At 40.5% G+C, this 18,339-nt stretch carries 17 protein-coding genes; 7 read left to right on the forward strand and 10 right to left on the reverse strand.

Features of this window, described 5'->3' with window-relative positions; all coding sequences use genetic code 11:
• Positions 1-27: 27 nt before the first annotated feature.
• The 5 genes from GQR39_RS16700 to pspA all read right to left on the reverse strand — a co-directional run bounded on the left by GQR39_RS16700 (position 28) and on the right by pspA (position 3,890).
• Entirely contained in the window at positions 28-1,053 is a 1,026-nt protein-coding gene (locus GQR39_RS16700) for a TIGR01620 family protein (protein WP_121954546.1), read from the reverse strand.
• Positions 1,050-2,468 (reverse strand): YcjX family protein, encoded by a 1,419-nt coding sequence (locus GQR39_RS16705; RefSeq protein ID WP_121954547.1) that lies wholly within the window; start codon positions 2,466-2,468, stop codon positions 1,050-1,052. Before GQR39_RS16705 ends, GQR39_RS16700 begins: the two co-directional genes overlap by 4 nt.
• Before the next feature lie 63 nt (positions 2,469-2,531).
• Positions 2,532-2,933 (reverse strand): envelope stress response membrane protein PspC, encoded by a 402-nt coding sequence (gene pspC / locus GQR39_RS16710; RefSeq protein ID WP_007580963.1) that lies wholly within the window; start codon positions 2,931-2,933, stop codon positions 2,532-2,534.
• Positions 2,930-3,163 carry an envelope stress response membrane protein PspB gene (pspB, locus tag GQR39_RS16715; RefSeq protein ID WP_002958332.1) on the reverse strand — a complete coding sequence of 78 codons (234 nt, stop codon included), beginning with the start codon at positions 3,161-3,163 and terminating at the stop codon, positions 2,930-2,932. The genes pspC and pspB overlap by 4 nt, the downstream gene beginning before the upstream one ends.
• Positions 3,164-3,230: 67 nt before the next feature.
• A complete protein-coding gene (pspA, locus tag GQR39_RS16720) occupies positions 3,231-3,890 on the reverse strand; it encodes a phage shock protein PspA (protein ID WP_002958333.1) in 660 nt (219 codons plus the stop codon).
• Between the two features lie 186 nt (positions 3,891-4,076).
• Here pspA and pspF point away from each other — a divergent pair, with 186 nt between their 5' ends.
• From pspF to GQR39_RS16755, 7 genes are all read left to right on the forward strand, one after another.
• Positions 4,077-5,141 (forward strand): phage shock protein operon transcriptional activator, encoded by a 1,065-nt coding sequence (pspF, locus tag GQR39_RS16725; protein WP_002958334.1) that lies wholly within the window; start codon positions 4,077-4,079, stop codon positions 5,139-5,141.
• Positions 5,142-5,156: 15 nt separating this feature from the next.
• Entirely contained in the window at positions 5,157-6,764 is a 1,608-nt protein-coding gene (locus GQR39_RS16730; RefSeq protein WP_024607851.1) for an ABC transporter substrate-binding protein, read from the forward strand.
• Positions 6,764-7,798 (forward strand): ABC transporter permease, encoded by a 1,035-nt coding sequence (locus GQR39_RS16735; protein WP_007580956.1) that lies wholly within the window; start codon positions 6,764-6,766, stop codon positions 7,796-7,798. The genes GQR39_RS16730 and GQR39_RS16735 overlap by 1 nt, the downstream gene beginning before the upstream one ends.
• Positions 7,785-8,678: an ABC transporter permease subunit gene (locus GQR39_RS16740; RefSeq protein WP_007580954.1), complete on the forward strand. Its 894-nt coding sequence runs from the start codon at positions 7,785-7,787 to the stop codon at positions 8,676-8,678. The genes GQR39_RS16735 and GQR39_RS16740 overlap by 14 nt, the downstream gene beginning before the upstream one ends.
• Positions 8,679-9,671, forward strand: coding sequence for an oligopeptide/dipeptide ABC transporter ATP-binding protein (locus tag GQR39_RS16745; protein WP_007580952.1), 993 nt, complete (start codon positions 8,679-8,681; stop codon positions 9,669-9,671).
• Positions 9,671-10,432 carry an ABC transporter ATP-binding protein gene (locus GQR39_RS16750; protein WP_010553756.1) on the forward strand — a complete coding sequence of 254 codons (762 nt, stop codon included), beginning with the start codon at positions 9,671-9,673 and terminating at the stop codon, positions 10,430-10,432. Before GQR39_RS16745 ends, GQR39_RS16750 begins: the two co-directional genes overlap by 1 nt.
• A gap of 85 nt (positions 10,433-10,517) precedes the next feature.
• A complete protein-coding gene (locus tag GQR39_RS16755; RefSeq protein WP_165736170.1) occupies positions 10,518-11,009 on the forward strand; it encodes a VOC family protein in 492 nt (163 codons plus the stop codon).
• A 67-nt stretch (positions 11,010-11,076) separates the two neighbouring features.
• Here GQR39_RS16755 and GQR39_RS16760 read toward each other — a convergent pair whose 3' ends face one another.
• From GQR39_RS16760 to clpP, 5 genes are all read right to left on the reverse strand, one after another.
• On the reverse strand, positions 11,077-12,978 hold the full coding sequence (locus GQR39_RS16760; RefSeq protein ID WP_165736171.1) for a SurA N-terminal domain-containing protein: 1,902 nt from the start codon (positions 12,976-12,978) through the stop codon (positions 11,077-11,079).
• Positions 12,979-13,149: 171 nt separating this feature from the next.
• Positions 13,150-13,440, reverse strand: coding sequence for an HU family DNA-binding protein (locus tag GQR39_RS16765; RefSeq protein WP_157823336.1), 291 nt, complete (start codon positions 13,438-13,440; stop codon positions 13,150-13,152).
• A 183-nt stretch (positions 13,441-13,623) separates the two neighbouring features.
• Positions 13,624-15,993, reverse strand: a complete 2,370-nt coding sequence (gene lon / locus GQR39_RS16770; RefSeq protein ID WP_165736172.1) for an endopeptidase La — start codon at positions 15,991-15,993, stop codon at positions 13,624-13,626.
• A 151-nt stretch (positions 15,994-16,144) separates the two neighbouring features.
• Complete coding sequence (gene clpX, locus GQR39_RS16775; protein ID WP_002958344.1) at positions 16,145-17,428, reverse strand: ATP-dependent protease ATP-binding subunit ClpX; 1,284 nt, start codon at positions 17,426-17,428, stop codon at positions 16,145-16,147.
• 135 nt (positions 17,429-17,563) lie between these two features.
• Positions 17,564-18,181, reverse strand: coding sequence for an ATP-dependent Clp endopeptidase proteolytic subunit ClpP (gene clpP / locus GQR39_RS16780; RefSeq protein WP_024590978.1), 618 nt, complete (start codon positions 18,179-18,181; stop codon positions 17,564-17,566).
• Positions 18,182-18,339: the final 158 nt, after the last annotated feature.

Genomic DNA, 18,339 nt, shown 5'->3' on the forward strand with positions numbered 1-18,339 from the left:
CATCAAAGATCAACACGCCCTCGTATTTTACTGCGTTGACTCCGCCTTTTTACGACTCATAATTTTACCTGCGATGCTTTGCACAGTGCCTTTTAGTAAGCTGCGTTTGTTTTCAAGCCGTGGTAATGGGCGACTAAGCTCCATTGCTTTGTAACCAATACGCGCTGTAAAAATACCGGCGCTGACCCCTTGCGCTGCCCGCCCCGAAAGCTTACCTAAAAGCTCAGCACTTAGTGCAGTTGCAGCAAGGTCAGATACAAGCTCAGCACTGCCTACAAACATTACTTGTTTTATCAGCATACGGTATAACTTTATACGGCTCGCGTAGCCAAAACCAATGCCGTAAATTTTACCAATTTGTTCTATTAACTTAGTACCGCGCCAAAGCACAGCCATCATATCCACCAGCGCAAGTGGGCTTAGGGCAACTAGCAGTGCAGATTCAGTCGCAAAACGATTTATAAGCTTTTTAGCTTTGGTGTCTTGAGTTATTAATAAACTGTTGGCGTACAGCGTCATTATTTCTTTGTCGCTGTGATGCATCGCTACTTGGTTTTTGAAGGTTTCAAAGTTATCAAGCTCCTGGTGTTTATTAAGCTTTTCGAGCCAAGGTAATGCACCGCCTACTTGCTCGCTGTTTAAAAGCCTGTCGGCTTCAACTCGGTGCAATTGGTTACGCTTTAAACTGCGCAGCATTCGGTACTCTCGCCACAATAAGCGCCCTATTAGCAGTACGCCACTTACAACCGCGGTTAAATAAACACTGCCTAAAATAATTGACTGCTCGAAAGCAAATAATAACGAGTATGCAAACTCTAAAAGCACCAGCACTATAAAACTAATAGCAAAAACACCTTTGAGCGTTTGCCACTTTGACTTTTTGTACACAGGTTCCAGATCTATTTCTGGCTCTAGTGCTTCATCTTCAAGTTCTTCGTAATCACTTTGTCCGTGCTGAATAATTTTTGCAGGTGCTAAAACGGGTTCGTTCTGCTCAATGCTTTGCGTATCTATGCGACGCCCTGCTTGAAATGGTTGGTTTGACTCACTCATGTTAATTTGTCTCCTAGCAGGTACTGCATGACATGATCTAATCGAATATGTTTTAGTTGTTTATCGGGGCTCGGCATTGGAGAAAACGATAAAAACTCAAATCCCTGTGCTGGCCACTCATTTTTATTAAGCATCCGCGAGGGAGGTTGCGGCGGTAAATACGTAAGCCAATCAGGCTCGTGTAATGGTTTACCGTAAATGCAGTCAAGCGTTTGGCCTTTGTCGGCAATTTGGCGCGGCTGCGTTGCTGTAATTGACGACATGGCCATGGTTTCTATTTTTACACCATCAAACTTTAAATGATTACTTTGCTCATGCACGAGCGAATCAAGTAGCAGTGCTAAATCTTTATGGTGCTTAGCACTTATATGATCTGACTTATTAGCTGCAAATAATATTTTGTCTATGTTGGGCTTAAATAAACGTTTAAAAAAGCCCGATTCACCATAGTTAAAGTGTGCGAGTAATTGGTTTATTACACTGCTTTGCTCTTGGAGTGTTTCGTGCCCTTCGTTTAGCGCACTAAGTACATCTACAAGTACGATTTGGCGATCGAAGTGTCTAAAATGCTCATTATAAAATGGTTTTACAACTTCTTTTATATAGGCGTTAAAGCGCTTAATTAAATGCGCTAAATTAGAACCCGCAACGACATCGTCACTGTTTATTTCACCCGACACTGGAAAAAACAATAACAATGGCGCGCCTTGTAAGTCGCCAGGCATAAGCATACGCCCAGGTTGTAACATAGCAAGTTTGGTGTCTTTTTTAAGCTCGACTAACATGCTTTGATAAAGCTGAGCAATATGAGCAAGTGCGTTTTCATCAACGGGAGCGTTTAAGTCAAGTTGCTCAACGGCCATTAAAAAATCACTTGATGTGTTTACGCGCGAAGGCTGAGTTAATAACGGATATTGTTGCTCGCACCATTGAGCATAGCTTTGCTCAAGCATAGGTAAATCAAGGAGCCATTCACCCGGGTAGTCAATAATATCTAAATAAAGCGTTGATTGCGGCGAAAAGTGGCCGCGCAGCCCTGCGTTACTTTGATACTTTATTGCCAAGCGCAGCGTATTAATCCGCTCAGTTGATGCAGGCCATGTAGGCATCCCATCGCTGGGTAATAATGAATTTAGCGCGCGCGTATAATTAAACGTAGGAACTTTTAACGCCTCTTGCGGCACAACTTTAGTGGCCACATGGCGGTGCTCGCGCATTACATCAAAAAAAGGTAAGTTTTTATCGTCCGCTTGGGTTGTTAAGTGTTTAACAAGCGCGGTAATAAAGGCTGTTTTACCACTACCACTTAGGCCAGTTACGGCAAGTTTTACGTGTTGGTCTAAACTGCGATGAAGGGCTTTTTGTGCTTTGCCTTTAATACTTTTAAAGGTCTTTTTTGCAAATGATTGGCTCATAAAGTGTCTTGCACCTAATTTGCCGTAATTTATCACGCTGCAAATAAGGTGCTATTAAATCCTTTAAAGTTTGTTAATTTCACGGCTCACCGTAAACTCGCTTGAAGTTACATGGCGCTCCATATCTTGAAGGCGAGTATCTACACGCGTTAAACGCTCTTTTAAATCTTGCAATGCGCGCCGCGGTGGCTCGCCCTTTTGCCATACTTTAAATTTTACTTCTAGCGGATCGTCAGTTTTAGTTGAGCTTTTAGTTTGCACTGTTGCGGGCTCTTTTTTATCTAAAATGAACCAGGCTGCAATATACGCTACCACAAATAATGGGCCACCCGTTAGCAGTACCGCACTAACAAATATAATGCGAACTAACCATAACTCCATATTAAAGTAGTCACTTAATCCCGCACATACTCCGGCTATTTTACCGCGTTGTGGGTCTCTTAATAATTCGCGTTTGGCACTCATACTTTGCGTCTCCATTGTGGTGACTCTTGATCAAGTAATGCTTCAAGTGTTTCAACCCTGTCTGCCATTTTTTCGGCTTTATGTGCAAGCTCAAGTAACTGGCGATGTTCGTGTTCACTTAAACCTTGGCTTACTTGTTTTTTGCTACGGTAATGTAAAATTAACCACAGCGGTGCAACAAAAATCATAAATATAACAAATGGTACAATTATTACGTCTGAATCAAACATAATCCTCTCCTGACAATCCGTTTTGATGTTTTTAAGCAGTGGGGCACTTTAAGTGCCCCTTTATAAATTATTTATCAGCTAGCTTCTTTTTAAGTTCGGCTAGCTCATCATCTATCTTTTCATTTTTTTGTAGATTAGCAATTTCGTCCGCTAACGTCTTTTTACCTAAATCGTAAGACTCAATTTGAGATTCTAGTCCATCAATTTTGGTTTCGTAACGTTCAAAGCGGTTAAGTGCGTCTTCTACTTTTGAACTATCAAGTGTCTTTTTCACTTCAAGGCGCGACTCAGCCGAACGTTGGCGAAGTATAATTGCTTTTTGACGAGATTTCGCATCTGCTAGCTTTTCTTGTAGTGTCGTTACTTCTTGCTGTAATTTCTCAATATGAGACTCTACATGTTCAAGTTCACTAGCGACTGAAGCAACGGCATCTGCCGACTTTTGCTTTTCAAGCAGGGCTGAACGCGCTAAATCGTCGCGGTCTTTACTTAAAGCCAGTTCGGCTTTATCTTGCCAATCGCTTACTTGTGCTTTAAGCGTATCTAAGCGGCGTACAATTTCTTTTTTCTCAGCCAATGTTTTAGCTGATGTAGAACGTACTTCAACAAGCGTGTCTTCCATTTCTTGAATAATCAGACGAACCATTTTTTCTGGGTCTTCTGCTTTATCTAAAATGGCGTTGATATTAGAATTAACAATATCTGCAAAACGTGAAAAAATTCCCATAACATTTACCTCTGTAATTAAAACTTAGTTAGTCTGCTATAACTAGTATCAATATGCTTGCCAACTTTTTAAAAGTTAAAATACACTTTATTTTCATTACGTTAAACTAAATATACAAATTTCTTTAGTTATCCCTATTTATGAAATACACTAACTGTTAGTAAAAATGACCAAGAGTTAGGAAATATGAGCCAATATCGCCAACAGGATAATTTACTCGGCCAATCAGATAGCTTTCTATCTGTATTAGATCAGGTATCGCAACTGGCTAATTTAGATAAACCGGTACTTATTATTGGTGAACGCGGCACAGGTAAAGAGCTAATAGCAGCACGCTTACACTTTTTATCAAAGCGTTGGGATCAAAACTACGTAAAACTTAACTGTGCAGCGCTTAACGAAAACCTTCTCGAAAGTGAATTGTTTGGCCACGAAAGCGGTGCCTTTACGGGGGCAAGTAAACGCCACGAAGGTCGTTTTGAACGCGCCAACAGCGGCACACTGTTTTTAGATGAATTAGCTAATACCTCAGCTATGGTACAAGAAAAACTGCTGCGCGTTATAGAATACGGTGAGTTTGAACGTGTTGGCGGCAAACAAACTGTAAAAGTAGATACACGCTTAGTGTGTGCCACAAACGAAGACCTCCCTTATTTGGCTGAGCAAGGTGAATTTAGAAGTGATTTACTCGATCGCCTTGCCTTTGATGTAATTACCCTGCCACCACTGCGCGAACGCCAAGACGATATTATGCTTCTTGCTGAGCAGTTTGCGATGAATATGGCGCGCGATTTAGAGTGGGAACTCTTTAGCGGTTTTACCCGAAGCGCAACAGAAACACTGCTTAGTTATGATTGGCCTGGTAATATTCGTGAACTTAAAAATGTGGTTGAACGCAGTTTGTATCGCCACGGTAGTGAACATATCCCCGTTCACCAGATTATTTTAGACCCATTCGATAGCCCATTTAGACCAAAAGCGCGCATTAAAGCACCTATAGCGGCTCAAACTGTTAATGCCGAGCCTATTGTTGTTGCGCCGCCGATTGCTCAAGCAAGCAGTAATATAGCCGTCGATATTCAATTTCCGTGCAGCTTAAAAGAGCGTTCTAACGACTTTGAAATAAACATGATTAATAAAGCGCTCGAACATAGCCAATTTAATCAAAAGAAAACTGCAGAAGTACTTGGTTTAACGTATCATCAATTACGTGGTTATCTTAAAAAATACAACTTGTTGGATCAACAATAGTCAGAGGTTATGCGGGTGCATAAATTATTACTTGTTTTGCTTGCCACCACTTTAGTTGGTTGCCTTGATAGCAAAGAAGAAATCATAGAAGAAAAAAACCAAGGCTTAGTTTATTGCGCTGAAGCTAACCCTGTGTCGTTTAATCCGCAAGTCACGACCACCGGTTCAACTATTGATATAATTGCTAACCAATTATACGACCGTTTAATTAGCATTGACCCTGTTACGGCAGAATTTCAAAGTGAGCTGGCGACCGATTGGAAAATTAGTAAAGATGGTAAATCGGTTACCTTTACCTTGCGTAAAGATGTAAAGTTTCATACAACTTCTTATTTTACCCCATCGCGGGATTTTAACGCCGACGACGTTATATTCACCTTTAGCCGATTATTCGATGTATACAATCCATATCACTTTGTGGGCGATGCCAATTACCCGTATTTTCAAAGTGTGGGGATTGATCAACTCATTCGTAAAATTGTGCGTGTGTCTGACTACCAAGTGCGTTTTGAATTGTTTAATCCTGAAAGCAGCTTTTTAGCTAATATGGCTACCGACTTTGCCGTGGTGCTTTCAGAAGAATACGCCATGGAACTTAAGAAAAAAAACCAAGAAAACTTATTTGATCAGTACCCTATTGGCACTGGGCCGTATATTTATAAAGAATACCGCCGAGATCACCTTGTACGCTTTTACCGTAATCCACTTTATTGGAAGCACGACGTTGCACTTGAACAATTGGTTTACGACATAACCCCTAACGGCACTACGCGTATAGCAAAAATGCTGACTAAAGAGTGCGATGTAACGGCTCATCCAAGTAGTGCGCAATTAAGTATTTTAGCGCAACGTGATGATATAAACGTTGAAAAAGAAACGAACTTAAACATAGGTTATTGGGCATTTAATACAGAACGTGCCCCGTTTGACGACTTACGCGTACGCCAAGCACTCGCACATGCAATAGATGTAGATAAAATAATGCAGGCGGTTTATTACGGTAACGGTACTCGCGCACAATCTATTTTGCCGCCAACCTCTTGGGCGTTTGAGCCACAAGAAGATATACCTACGTTTGACCCAGAACTTGCTAAAAAGTTACTAATTGAAGCTGGCTTACCTGATGGCTTTGATATGACGATATGGGCTATGCCTGTGAGTCGTATTTATAACCCTAACGCGCGAAAAATGGCTGAGCTTATGCAAAGTGATTTACGCAAAGTGGGCGTTAATGTAAGCATTGTAGAATATGAGTGGAACACGTTTATTCAACGTATTGGCGAGCATAGGCACGACAGTGTATTACTTGGTTGGGCCGCAGATACACCCGATCCTGATAACTTTTTTAGCCCACTGCTGAGTTGTACCGCTACTTTTAGTGGTAAAAACCCAGCAAACTGGTGTAATCCCCAATTTGACTTATTGCTTACTCAAGCACTAGACACTACTGATTTAAACAAACGTAAAAAATACTACGAAGACGCACAAAGCTTAATCATTCAAGAGCTGCCGTTATTACCTATTGCTCATGGCCTGCGCTTTCAAGCGAGTAGCGCTGATGTGGAAGGCATAACACTTGGCCCATTTGGCGCTATTTCGCTTGCCAATGCGAGGAAGAAATAATGATCTTAGATTATATTTTACGTCGCCTTGGTTTGTTCTTTTTTATGATACTGATGCTCAGCGTATTTACGTTTTCACTGGCGTATTTATTTCCCGGTGATCCGCTAAGTAATTTAAGCGGCATACCAAGTAGTAACTTTGCACAGCATAGTGAGCTTGAAGACAAATATTTATATAACAGCAATTACTTTATGCAATACATTGCCTTTTTAGGGCGAATATTTCAGGGTGATTGGGGGCTTTCGTTTGCCTCTGGTAATAGTGTGTTTAGCCATATTGTTGATTTGCTACCGGCTACTTTAGAGCTAAGCGTATACGCATTAATTGTATCGGTTGTTATTGGTGTACCGACTGGCATTTTAGGCTCTGGGTATCATAAACGTTGGCCAGACAAGCTCATAAACTCTACCACTATGGTGGGTTATTCAATGCCTGTATTTTGGCTCGCATTGTTATTAATAATGGTTTTTTCATTAAAGCTTGGCTGGTTTCCTATGTCGGGAAGAATGGGGCTCCTTTACGAAATACCCGCCAGTACTGGTTTTATTTTAATTGATATTGCACTGGCTGGCTTTCCATATAAAGGAATGGCCTTTGTTGATGCGCTGCGCCATTTAACACTTCCGACTATTGTACTGGCTATGTATCCAACCACTGTATTAGTGCGCTTTACTCGCGAGTCTATGCTTAAAGTAATGGATCAAAACTTTATTAAAACAGCTAGGGCAAAAGGCCTTAACCGCCGCCAACTTATCATGCACCATGCACTGCGTAATGCATTACTGCCGGTAATTAAGCAAATTGGTTTGCAATTTAGTACGCTAATAACGCTTGCGATGATTACCGAAGTTATTTTTTCGTGGCCGGGTATTGGCCGATGGTTAATCGATAGTATTTATCAGCGTGACTTTCCTGCAATTCAAGGCGGATTAATGGCAGTGTCTTTATTTGTTATTTTAGCTTCTATTACAGCTGAGCTTACTTACACGTTATTCGATCCACTCTCGCGGAATCAGGCCCATGGCAAAGTTTAATTTATTTTCTGAAGAGTCGAATAAATCGCCACTGGCGCGATTTTGGCGAAAGTTTAAAAATAACCACCCTGCTTTGGTTGGTTTATGGATATTTATGGCGTTTGCACTATTAGCCGCCACCGCTCCTTTTTTAGCCCCGTATGGTGTAAACCAACAACACACTGATGCACTGCTTATTCCGCCATCGTGGCGAGAAATGGGCGATGTACGCTTTCTTTTAGGTACCGATGATTTAGGCCGTGATGTACTCTCACGCTTAATGAATGGTGCTACGTATACGTTTGGCCTCTCTGTTGTAGCCGCCCTAATCACGACTATTTTTGGTGTGTTAGTGGGTACTTTTGCAGGGATTAGTAAAGGGCTGCGTTCAAGCTTTTTAAATCACTTGCTTGATATAACCCTTTCTATTCCTTCTTTGTTACTGGCAATAATAATAATCGCCATACTCGGCCCGGGTTTAATGAATACCGTATGGGCAATTATTTTAGCATTACTGCCGCAGTTTATTCACTCAGTACGTAACCTGATTGTTGATGAATTAAGTAAAGATTACATTACTGCGTTTAGACTAGATGGTGCGTCTAATTGGCATATTATATCGCGTGGTATTTTTCCTAATATTTATGAGCATATTGTGGTTATATTCACGATGGCGCTTTCTACCGCTATATTAGATATTTCAGCACTGGGATTTTTAAAATTAGGGGCTCAGCCACCAACGACCGAATGGGGCGCAATATTAGCCGAAAACTTAGGCCTTATTTATTTAGCACCGTGGACTGTAGCGCTACCTGGTATACTATTATTTTTAGCCGTGTTATCTACTAATTTAGTAGGCGATGGCCTGCGACAAGTGCTAAAAGCACGTAAGGCTGATTAAATGCAATTACTCGATGTTCGTAACTTAACAATTGAACTACGTACCTCTGAAACTGTAATTAGAGCCGTAGACAGAGTGAGCTTTAGCTTAAAAGAGGGCGAAGTACATGCGCTTGTGGGCGAGTCTGGCTCTGGTAAAAGCCTAATAGCAAAAGCGATTATTGGTGTATTGAACGAACGCTGGGACATTACTGCCGACCGTATTCATTGGCGCGGCGTAGACTTAATGCGTTTAAGCCCAGAGAAACGCCGTAAAATAGTAAGCCAAGATATAGCGATGATCTACCAAGATCCAAGTCGCTGCCTTGACCCAACTGCTAAAATATTTGACCAAATTGCCGAAACACTCCCAGAGATCGCAACTAAAGGTTTCTTTTTAAAGCGCAACCGCGAGAGAAAAGACAGAGTAAAAGCGCTTATTCATAAGGTGGGCATTAAAAACCACGAAGCGGTACTAAGTAGTTACCCACATGAGCTCTCAGAGGGCGTATGTCAAAAAGTAATGATTGCGATGGCCATTGCTCGCACGCCTAAGTTATTAATCGCTGATGAGCCAACTACAGCACTTGAGAGCACAACTCGCGCACAAGTATTTAGACTACTAAAAAGCTTAAACCAACTTAAAAACATGTCTATTTTGATGATCTCTCATGAACTTGAAGAGATTGCACATTGGTCGCATGGCATTCATGTTTTATATTGCGGGCAAATGGTTGAAGCAGGCCCAACCCATGAAATATTTAAACAGCCTCGCCATCCATACACGCAAGCATTACTAAAAAGCTTGCCTGACTACGAACAAGGTTTAGCCCATAAAGAACCTTTTTATGCACTTAAAGGGACTATCCCTACCCTGCAACACTTGCCTATTGGCTGCCGCCTCGGGCCGCGTTGTCCGCAAGCACAAAAAGCCTGCGTGGTAACTCCCACCCTTACTAAGCATCATGGTCATAGTTATGCGTGCCATTTTCCGTTAATTAAGGACATGAAATAATGCAGCCGCTACTAAAAGTACAAGCACTATCAAAAACATTCAATGTGCGAGCTGGGCTTTTTTCACGTAAAAAGTTTGAAGTACTTAAAAATATTTCGTTTTGTGTCGGTAAAGGCGAAAGTATTGCCATAATTGGTGAAACAGGTGCAGGTAAAAGTACATTAGCAAAACTACTTTCTGGAGCTGATACTGCTGATAGCGGGCAAATTTTGCTCGAGAATAATATTATCGAAGATAATGGCGTACGCGATAATCAATGTCGCCATATTCGTATGATTTTTCAAGATTCAGCTGCATCGCTCAACCCGGGGTTAACCATTGGCGAAATGCTTGATGATTGCCTGCAATATAATACTGAACTTGATGCTAGTGAACGCACTGAAAAGATTGATGCAACGCTTTCAAAGGTGGGTTTGTTAATCGATCATAAACACTACTACCCGCATATGTTTAGTGTGGGGCAACTACAGCGTGTTGCGTTTGCTCGTGCATTAATTTTAGATCCTAAGGTGATTGTGCTTGATGAAGCCGTTTCGTCTTTAGACCCTTCTATACGCGCGCAAATAGTGAATTTATTACTTAAGCTGCAGCGCGACACAGGCCTTACATATGTGATGATCACCCATCATTTAAGTCTAGTGCGCCACATCAGTGATTATGTGGTTGTACTCGATAAAGGCGAAGTAGTTGAATACGGCCCTACTGAAGATGTTTTTCAAAACCCCCAATCAAAAGTAACGCAGCGATTACTTAGCTGCTAAACGCAGCCTAGCGTGTAATGTAATCTCCTTTATGAAGGTCTTTGTTAAATGCGCAATTTAACAACTAAAACCATAAAGAGGATCTATGCTAAAAAAAACATTACTCACAGGCATTTCATCATTAGCGTTACTACTGCTATCAACAACCTCAATAGCTGACGAAAACTCTACCTCTAAAAGTTGGGTTGGTGGCGTTGATCATTTAGGTTTAACCGTATCAAACTTAAATGCATCCAAAGCATTTTTTACTGATGTACTTGGTTTTAAAACGCTAGGAAGTGATCCAACCTACCCCGCTTATTTTTTATCAAACAATAAAATAACTATTACATTATGGCGCGTAAAAAATGATGAAAAACATGTGGAGTTTAATCGGGCAGAAAATGTGGGCTTACACCATTTAGCACTCCGTGTTGAAAGTATCAAAAAGTTAAGCGAGCTACATACACACTTAAAAATGCAAAATAATATTATTATAGAGTTTGCACCGGAAAACTTAGGTAAAGGTCCAACCCAACATATGATGATAAGAGAGCCTAGCGGCAATCGGATTGAGTTTATTGCCAGAGGTAATTAATACCAACTTTATTTAAGACAATAAAAAAGGCGCTTTAAAAGCGCCTTTCTTTATGAGCTAAAATTAATTATTCAACAGTTTGTGTAGCCGTTGGTAAGCTAAGTTCAGCATTTGCTTTAAGCGCTTCAATAAATACCATGTAGTTTTTATTAGCTTGCGCCATAGTAATGCTTTGTTTTGCTTGAGGGTCAATATTAGCTGCAACTTGTGCATCTGTTACCGACTTAAGCGCAACAATTGCTGCATCACCATTATTTAAATTAACAAGCTCAACTACCGCAGAATCTGCTGGGTGAGCCATTTTAAATGCTTGAGTCACAATAGCAGGTGAAACAGTGTAGCTTTGACGTGTTAACTGCGCTTCTTGACGAACCGTCAAGCTTTGCTCGTTTGCTACATCGTTTAAGCTCTTACCTGCTTGTACTTCTGCAAATAAGCTACGCGCTTTTTCTTTAGCAAGCTCAGATGATTTTTCATTAACTAAACGCGCTTTAATTTGCTCGCTTACTTCATCCAGCGCTTTAGTAGCAGCAGGTTTATGCTCGTTAATACGAACAATAATTGCATGCTCCTCACCAAGCTCAATAACTTCAGAGTTTACTTTATCTTCAAGTAAATCAACTGATGTTAGTGCTGTTACAACTGCAGGGCTGTTTAAAGGCTCTGGTAGAGCATTAAGTGCTAAAAGAGGTGTAGATTTAACTTCCACTTCAGCAACTTCTGCAGCGTCGTCTAAGCGGTCTGAAATTTCAAATGCAAGTGCGCCCATTTCTGTTTGCTTTTCGTAAAACGCATCTACTTTTTCAGCTTGTTCTAATTCAGCACGTAAGTCAGCTTTAACATCGTCATACGCTTTAACTTGTTGTGGTTGAATGTCTGTAAGTTTAATTATGTGATAACCAAACTCAGAAGCAACAACCTCAGAAATGTCACCTTTGTTTTGCAGTGCGAAAGTCGCGTCTTCAAATGCAGGGTCCATTACGTCACGTTCAATCCATTCAAGGTCGCCGCCCATTTCGCCACTAACGATATCGTCAGATGATGATTCTGCTAACTCAGCAAAGTCTGCACCTTGCTCTAGTTGTGCATGAAGTGCATTGGCTTTTTCTTTTGCTGCATCATCGTCTTCACTGTTATCAATTAAGATATGTGATACACGACGCTTTTCTGGCTCAACGTATTGTGCTTTATTTTGCTCGTAATACGCTTTAACGTCATCCTCGGTTACCGATTCAACATTAATATCTGCTGCTTTAAGCTCAATATAACTTACTGAAATAAGCTCTGGAGATAAAAATTGTGATGCGTTTAGCTCGTAGTAATCAGACACTTCTTGCTCTGATACTTCTACGTCCGCGGCAAGCGCTTCTTTATTAATGACTAAGTAGTCAATACTACGAGTTTGCTGCTGCAGAGCAATTGCGCTTTTAAGCTCGCTCTCTAGGGCAAAGTCTGTACCTGCAACAGCAGATACTACCTGACTACGTGTCATATCTTTACGTAAGTATTCACGAAAAGCATCTGGTTGAAAGTTCATTTGACGAATTACTTGTAAGTAACGATCGTTATTAAACTTTTCACCAATTTGAAAGTACGGTAGTTCTAAAATTGTTTTACGTACACTTTCGTCGCTTACGCGAAGGCCTAAATCAGCCGCTAGCTGTGATTGCAATTCTTGTTGTACTAAGCGGTCAACTACACCTTGGCGAATTTGCGCCATGTAATTTGGATCAGCGGCAATTTGTGTAAAATATTCACCAAATTGTTGCTCTAAACGGCTACGTTCATTTTGGTAAGCACGGTTAAAATCGGTTTGACTAATTTTAATTCCATTTACTTCAGCAACGGGTTGTTCTGTGGTTTGACCTAAGTAACTACCGATCCCTGCTAAGGCAAAAGATAAAATCACCGCGCCTAAAATTATTTTGGCTACAGGTCCTTGCGAACCTTCTCTGATTTTCTCAAGCATTTGTTTATCTCTTTTTGATCAAGGTATTTTACCTTGTCACATGTAAAAAAAGCGTATCTTACCAGATACGCTTTTTCACTTGAAGTAACTGGCGGTAAAGTTACTTAATTCATCTGTTGTGGTGAATCAGTAACTTTACACTCGCCATAACTAATGTGTTTAAAACAGTGATTAGTTTACTGCGTCTTTAAGCGCTTTACCGGCTTTAAAAGCAGGAATAGTTGCAGCAGCAATTTGGATTGTTTCACCAGTTTGCGGGTTACGGCCTGAACGTGCAGCACGGTCACGTACTGAGAAAGTACCAAAACCAACAAGTGCAACTGAGTCGCCTTCTTTTAGCGCGCCAGATACAGATTCGATGAATGAATCTAGTGCACGACCTGCAGCCGCTTTAGAAATGTCAGCATCAGCTGCGATTTGATCGATTAATTGAGATTTATTCACAATATCATCCTCTTTCATTGTTATTATCAAGAGCGATGGTTTTTTAAACTAACATCACTTTTTTGAAAATTGTAGAGCAAACTTTTAATGCTCACATGATTATATTTTTCTTAAGCCTACGCCCCATAAGGGCTAGGCTTGAAAACCAGTGCTTAACTTATCATACCGTTTAGATTTGAAAAGCCCTAAAAAGCACTTTTTTTAGCTTTTTTCTTGGTTTTTAGGTGTTTCGACCGAAAAACTCTCAACAGGATGCACTAAAGCAAGCTTTAACACCTCGTCAATCCAAGTAACTGGGTGAATATCAAGACCTGCCAACACGTTCTCTGGAATCTCTTTTAAGTCACGTTCGTTAATTTTTGGAATGATTACTGTTTTAATTCCACCACGATGCGCCGCCAATAATTTCTCTTTTAAGCCACCAATAGGAAGTACTTCACCACGTAGCGTAATTTCACCGGTCATTGCAACATCTGCTCGTACAGGGTTACCCGTTAAGCTAGATACAAGACCTGTTACCATTGCTGCGCCCGCACTAGGGCCATCTTTTGGTGTTGCGCCTTCAGGTACGTGAACGTGAATATCACGTTTTTCGTAAAAGTCGCTATTAATACGAAATGTATCTGCGCGATTACGTACTACCGTCATTGCCGCTTGAATCGACTCTTGCATTACATCGCCCAGTGAACCGGTATAAGTAAGTTTACCTTTACCTGGTACAGCCGCACATTCGATTGTTAGCAAATCACCGCCAACTTCTGTCCATGCTAAACCTGTAACTTGACCAATACGGTCGCCATCTTCAGCTTTACCATAATCAAAGCGTTGCACACCTAAAAAGTCTTCTAGGTTATCTTGATTGATAATCACTGTTTTAGTGTCTTTTTCAAGTAAGATATTTTTAACTGCTTTACGGCATAGTTTTGAAATTTCGCGCTCTAGGTTACGTACGCCCGCTTCACGTGTGTAGTAACGAATAATGCCAATAATTGCACTATCTTCGATAACTATTTCAGACTCTTTTAAGCCGTTACGTTTTACTTGTTTAGTAATTAAGTGCTCTTTTGCAATGTTTAGCTTTTCATCTTCGGTGTAACCCGATAAGCGAATAACTTCCATACGGTCCAGTAATGGGCCCGGAATGTTAAAGCTGTTTGATGTTGCTACAAACATAACATCAGATAAATCGTAATCTACTTCAAGGTAATGATCGGCAAAGTGGCTGTTTTGCTCAGGATCAAGCACTTCTAATAGTGCTGAAGCTGGGTCGCCACGCATGTCTGATGACATTTTATCGATTTCATCTAACAAAAATAATGGATTTTTAACGCCCACTTTTGTCATGTTTTGAATTAGCTTACCTGGCATTGAACCAATGTATGTACGACGATGACCACGGATCTCAGCTTCATCACGTACGCCGCCAAGCGCCATACGCACATACTTACGACCAGTTGAACGTGCAATAGATTGACCAAGTGATGTTTTACCAACACCTGGTGGCCCAACTAAACATAAAATTGGCCCTTTAAGCTTATTAGTACGCTGTTGTACCGCGAGGTACTCAATAATGCGTTCTTTTACTTTATCTAAGCCGTGGTGATCGCTATCAAGAATTTTTTGCGCGCCCGCTAAGTCTTTTTTCACTTTAGAGCGTTTTTTCCATGGCACATTAATTAATGTGTCAATGTATGAACGCACTACAGTCGCTTCTGCAGACATTGGCGACATCATCTTAAGCTTATTAAGCTCTGTCGTCGCTTTGTCTTGTGCCTCTGCTGGCATACCCGATTCTTCGATGCGTTTTTTAAGTGCTTCAAATTCGTCAGGTACATCGTCAAGCTCACCCAGCTCTTTTTGAATGGCTTTCATTTGCTCATTGAGGTAATACTCGCGCTGAGACTTTTCCATCTGCTTTTTAACGCGGGTACGGATTTTCTTCTCAACTTGCAGTAAGTCTATTTCGCCTTCCATTAATGCCATTAAATATTCAAGACGTTCTGTAACGCTTGAAATTTCGAGCACTTTTTGCTTTTCAGGTACTTTAAGCGGCATATGGGCTGCCATTGTATCGGCAAGGCGTGCTGGCTCATCAATACCTGAAACTGAAGTTAGTACTTCAGGTGGAATTTTTTTGTTTAGCTTTACATAGCCTTCAAACTGGCTAATTGCGCTACGAATAAAAATATCTTGTTCTTTCTCGTCTACCGAATCAGATTCAATAAATTGAGCATTAGCAACAAAAAAGTCATCGTTATCTACAAATTCTTCAATTTGTGCGCGCTGTGTACCTTCAACTAAAACTTTAACTGTACCGTCTGGTAATTTTAATAACTGAAGTACAGTGGCAATAGTACCGATACGATAAATATCATCTTGCTCTGGTTCATCTACAGTTGCATCTTTTTGTGCAACCAAGAAAATTTGTTTGTCTTTGTCCATTGCCGCTTCTAGGCATTTTATTGATTTTTCACGGCCAACAAAAAGCGGGATCACCATGTGCGGGTATACCACAACATCGCGCAGTGCAAGGACTGGGATTTCGACTCGGTCGGTTCTCTCAAGCGTCATTATAGTTTCTCTTCGCACTTCATTTATTTTAAAGATTACTCAAGTATATGGGGATAACCTAATTAAAGTTCAACAATTTTCCCATACTCGATTAAATTAATTATAAAAAAAGGAGCCTAAGGCTCCTTTTTTCATTCAAATAGCTTAAAAACTATTCTGATGCAGCTTTATCTTGTTTATTATTTTCATAAATCAAGATTGGGTCTGACTCACCTTTAATAACGGTTTCATCAATAACAACTTTGCTTACGTCATCCATTGAAGGAAGTTCGTACATAGTATCAAGTAACACACCTTCAACGATTGAACGAAGACCACGTGCACCTGTTTTACGCTCCATTGCTTTGTGGGCAATTGCAGCTAAGGCATCATCGCGAAACTCAAGTTCAACGTCTTCCATACCAAACAATACTGAGAACTGTTTAGTAATCGCGTTTTTAGGTTCACTCAATATTTGCACAAGAGCAGCTTCGTCAAGTTCTGTTAACGTAGCAACTACTGGCAAACGACCTATAAACTCAGGAATTAAGCCGTATTTAACTAAATCTTCTGGTTCTACGTCTTTAAATGTTTCACTTAAAGAGCGACTCGCCGCAGATTCTTTTACGCTAACGCCAAAACCGATACCGGTATTTTTATGGCTACGTTGCTCAATTACTTTATCTAGGCCTGAAAATGCACCACCACAAATAAACAAGATTTTAGACGTATCTACTTGTAAAAACTCTTGTTGTGGATGTTTACGACCACCTTGCGGTGGAACAGAAGCAACGGTGCCTTCAATCAGTTTAAGTAGCGCCTGTTGAACGCCCTCGCCCGATACATCACGTGTAATTGACGGGTTATCTGATTTACGAGAAATTTTGTCAATTTCATCAATGTAAACAATGCCACGTTGCGCTTTTTCAACATCGTAATCGCATTTTTGTAAAAGCTTTTGAATGATGTTTTCAACATCTTCACCTACATAACCTGCTTCGGTTAATGTAGTGGCATCGGCCATAGTAAACGGCACATCAAGTAGACGCGCTAATGTTTCTGCAAGTAATGTTTTACCACTACCTGTTGGGCCGATAAGCAAAATATTACTTTTACTTAATTCAATGTCTTGCTTAGTCGATTGGTTACGTAGGCGTTTATAATGGTTATAAACGGCAACAGACAATACTTTTTTAGCATGATCTTGACCAATAACATAATCGTCTAAGTGTTTACGAATTTCTTTTGGTACAGGTAGTTTGTCAGACGTATCATGCTTAGGAGCAATGTCTTTGATCTCTTCCCTGATAATATCGTTACACAACTCTACACATTCATCACAAACGTATACTGAAGGGCCTGCAATTAATTTACGCACTTCATGTTGGCTTTTGCCACAAAAAGAGCAGTATAACAATTTATTACTTTTGTCGCCGTCTGTAGGAGTGTCAGACATTCAGCTACCTCATTTTATTACGTTGGCCACCAAAACTGTTGGCGGCTATTTCAATACGCTTTAACTATACCAAAATTTATTAGTTTTCGCATAGTAACTCAAAGTGGCAAACAGGCAATCCTGCTCGCCAAGCGCTTACTTTTTGTCGCGATTTGTAAACACAGAGTCTACCAAGCCGTAATCTACAGCTTGCGTGGCACTCATAAAGTTATCACGATCTGTGTCTTTAGAGATAATATCTAATGGTTGGCCTGTATGCTCAGCCATTAAGCGATTAAGCTTAGCTTTAATAGACAGAATTTCTTTAGCATGTATTTCAAAGTCAGATGCTTGACCTTGGAAACCACCTAATGGTTGGTGAATCATCACACGTGAGTTTGGTAGGCAAAAACGCTTACCTTTAGCGCCAGCAGTAAGTAAAAAAGCACCCATGCTTGCAGCTTGACCTACACATATTGTACTTACATCTGGTTTGATGAAGTTCATTGTGTCGTAAATAGCCATACCCGCAGTTACTGAACCACCTGGTGAGTTGATGTATAAAAAGATATCTTTATCAGGATTTTCTGATTCTAAAAATAGCATTTGCGCTAAAATCAGATTTGCCATGTTGTCTTCAACTTGACCTGTTAAAAAGATAATACGCTCTTTTAATAATCTCGAATAAATATCATACGAGCGCTCGCCTTTCGGTGTTTGTTCAACAACCATTGGGACCAATGCATTTAGGGGATCTGTAATACCAGTATTCATACTTATTTAATTCCTTATGCGCTTATACTTATCCTTATTATAAGGAAGCATAGTTATCGTTTTTCGCAAATTTAGAGCCAAAAACTAAAATGGCCCGGGCACGCTGTATAAACAGAGTAGCACGAGCCATTTAATCGTTAGCGAGAGCTTAAGTCAAT

Source organism: Pseudoalteromonas sp. C8 (assembly GCF_011378685.1).
Lineage (GTDB): Bacteria > Pseudomonadota > Gammaproteobacteria > Enterobacterales > Alteromonadaceae > Pseudoalteromonas > Pseudoalteromonas arctica.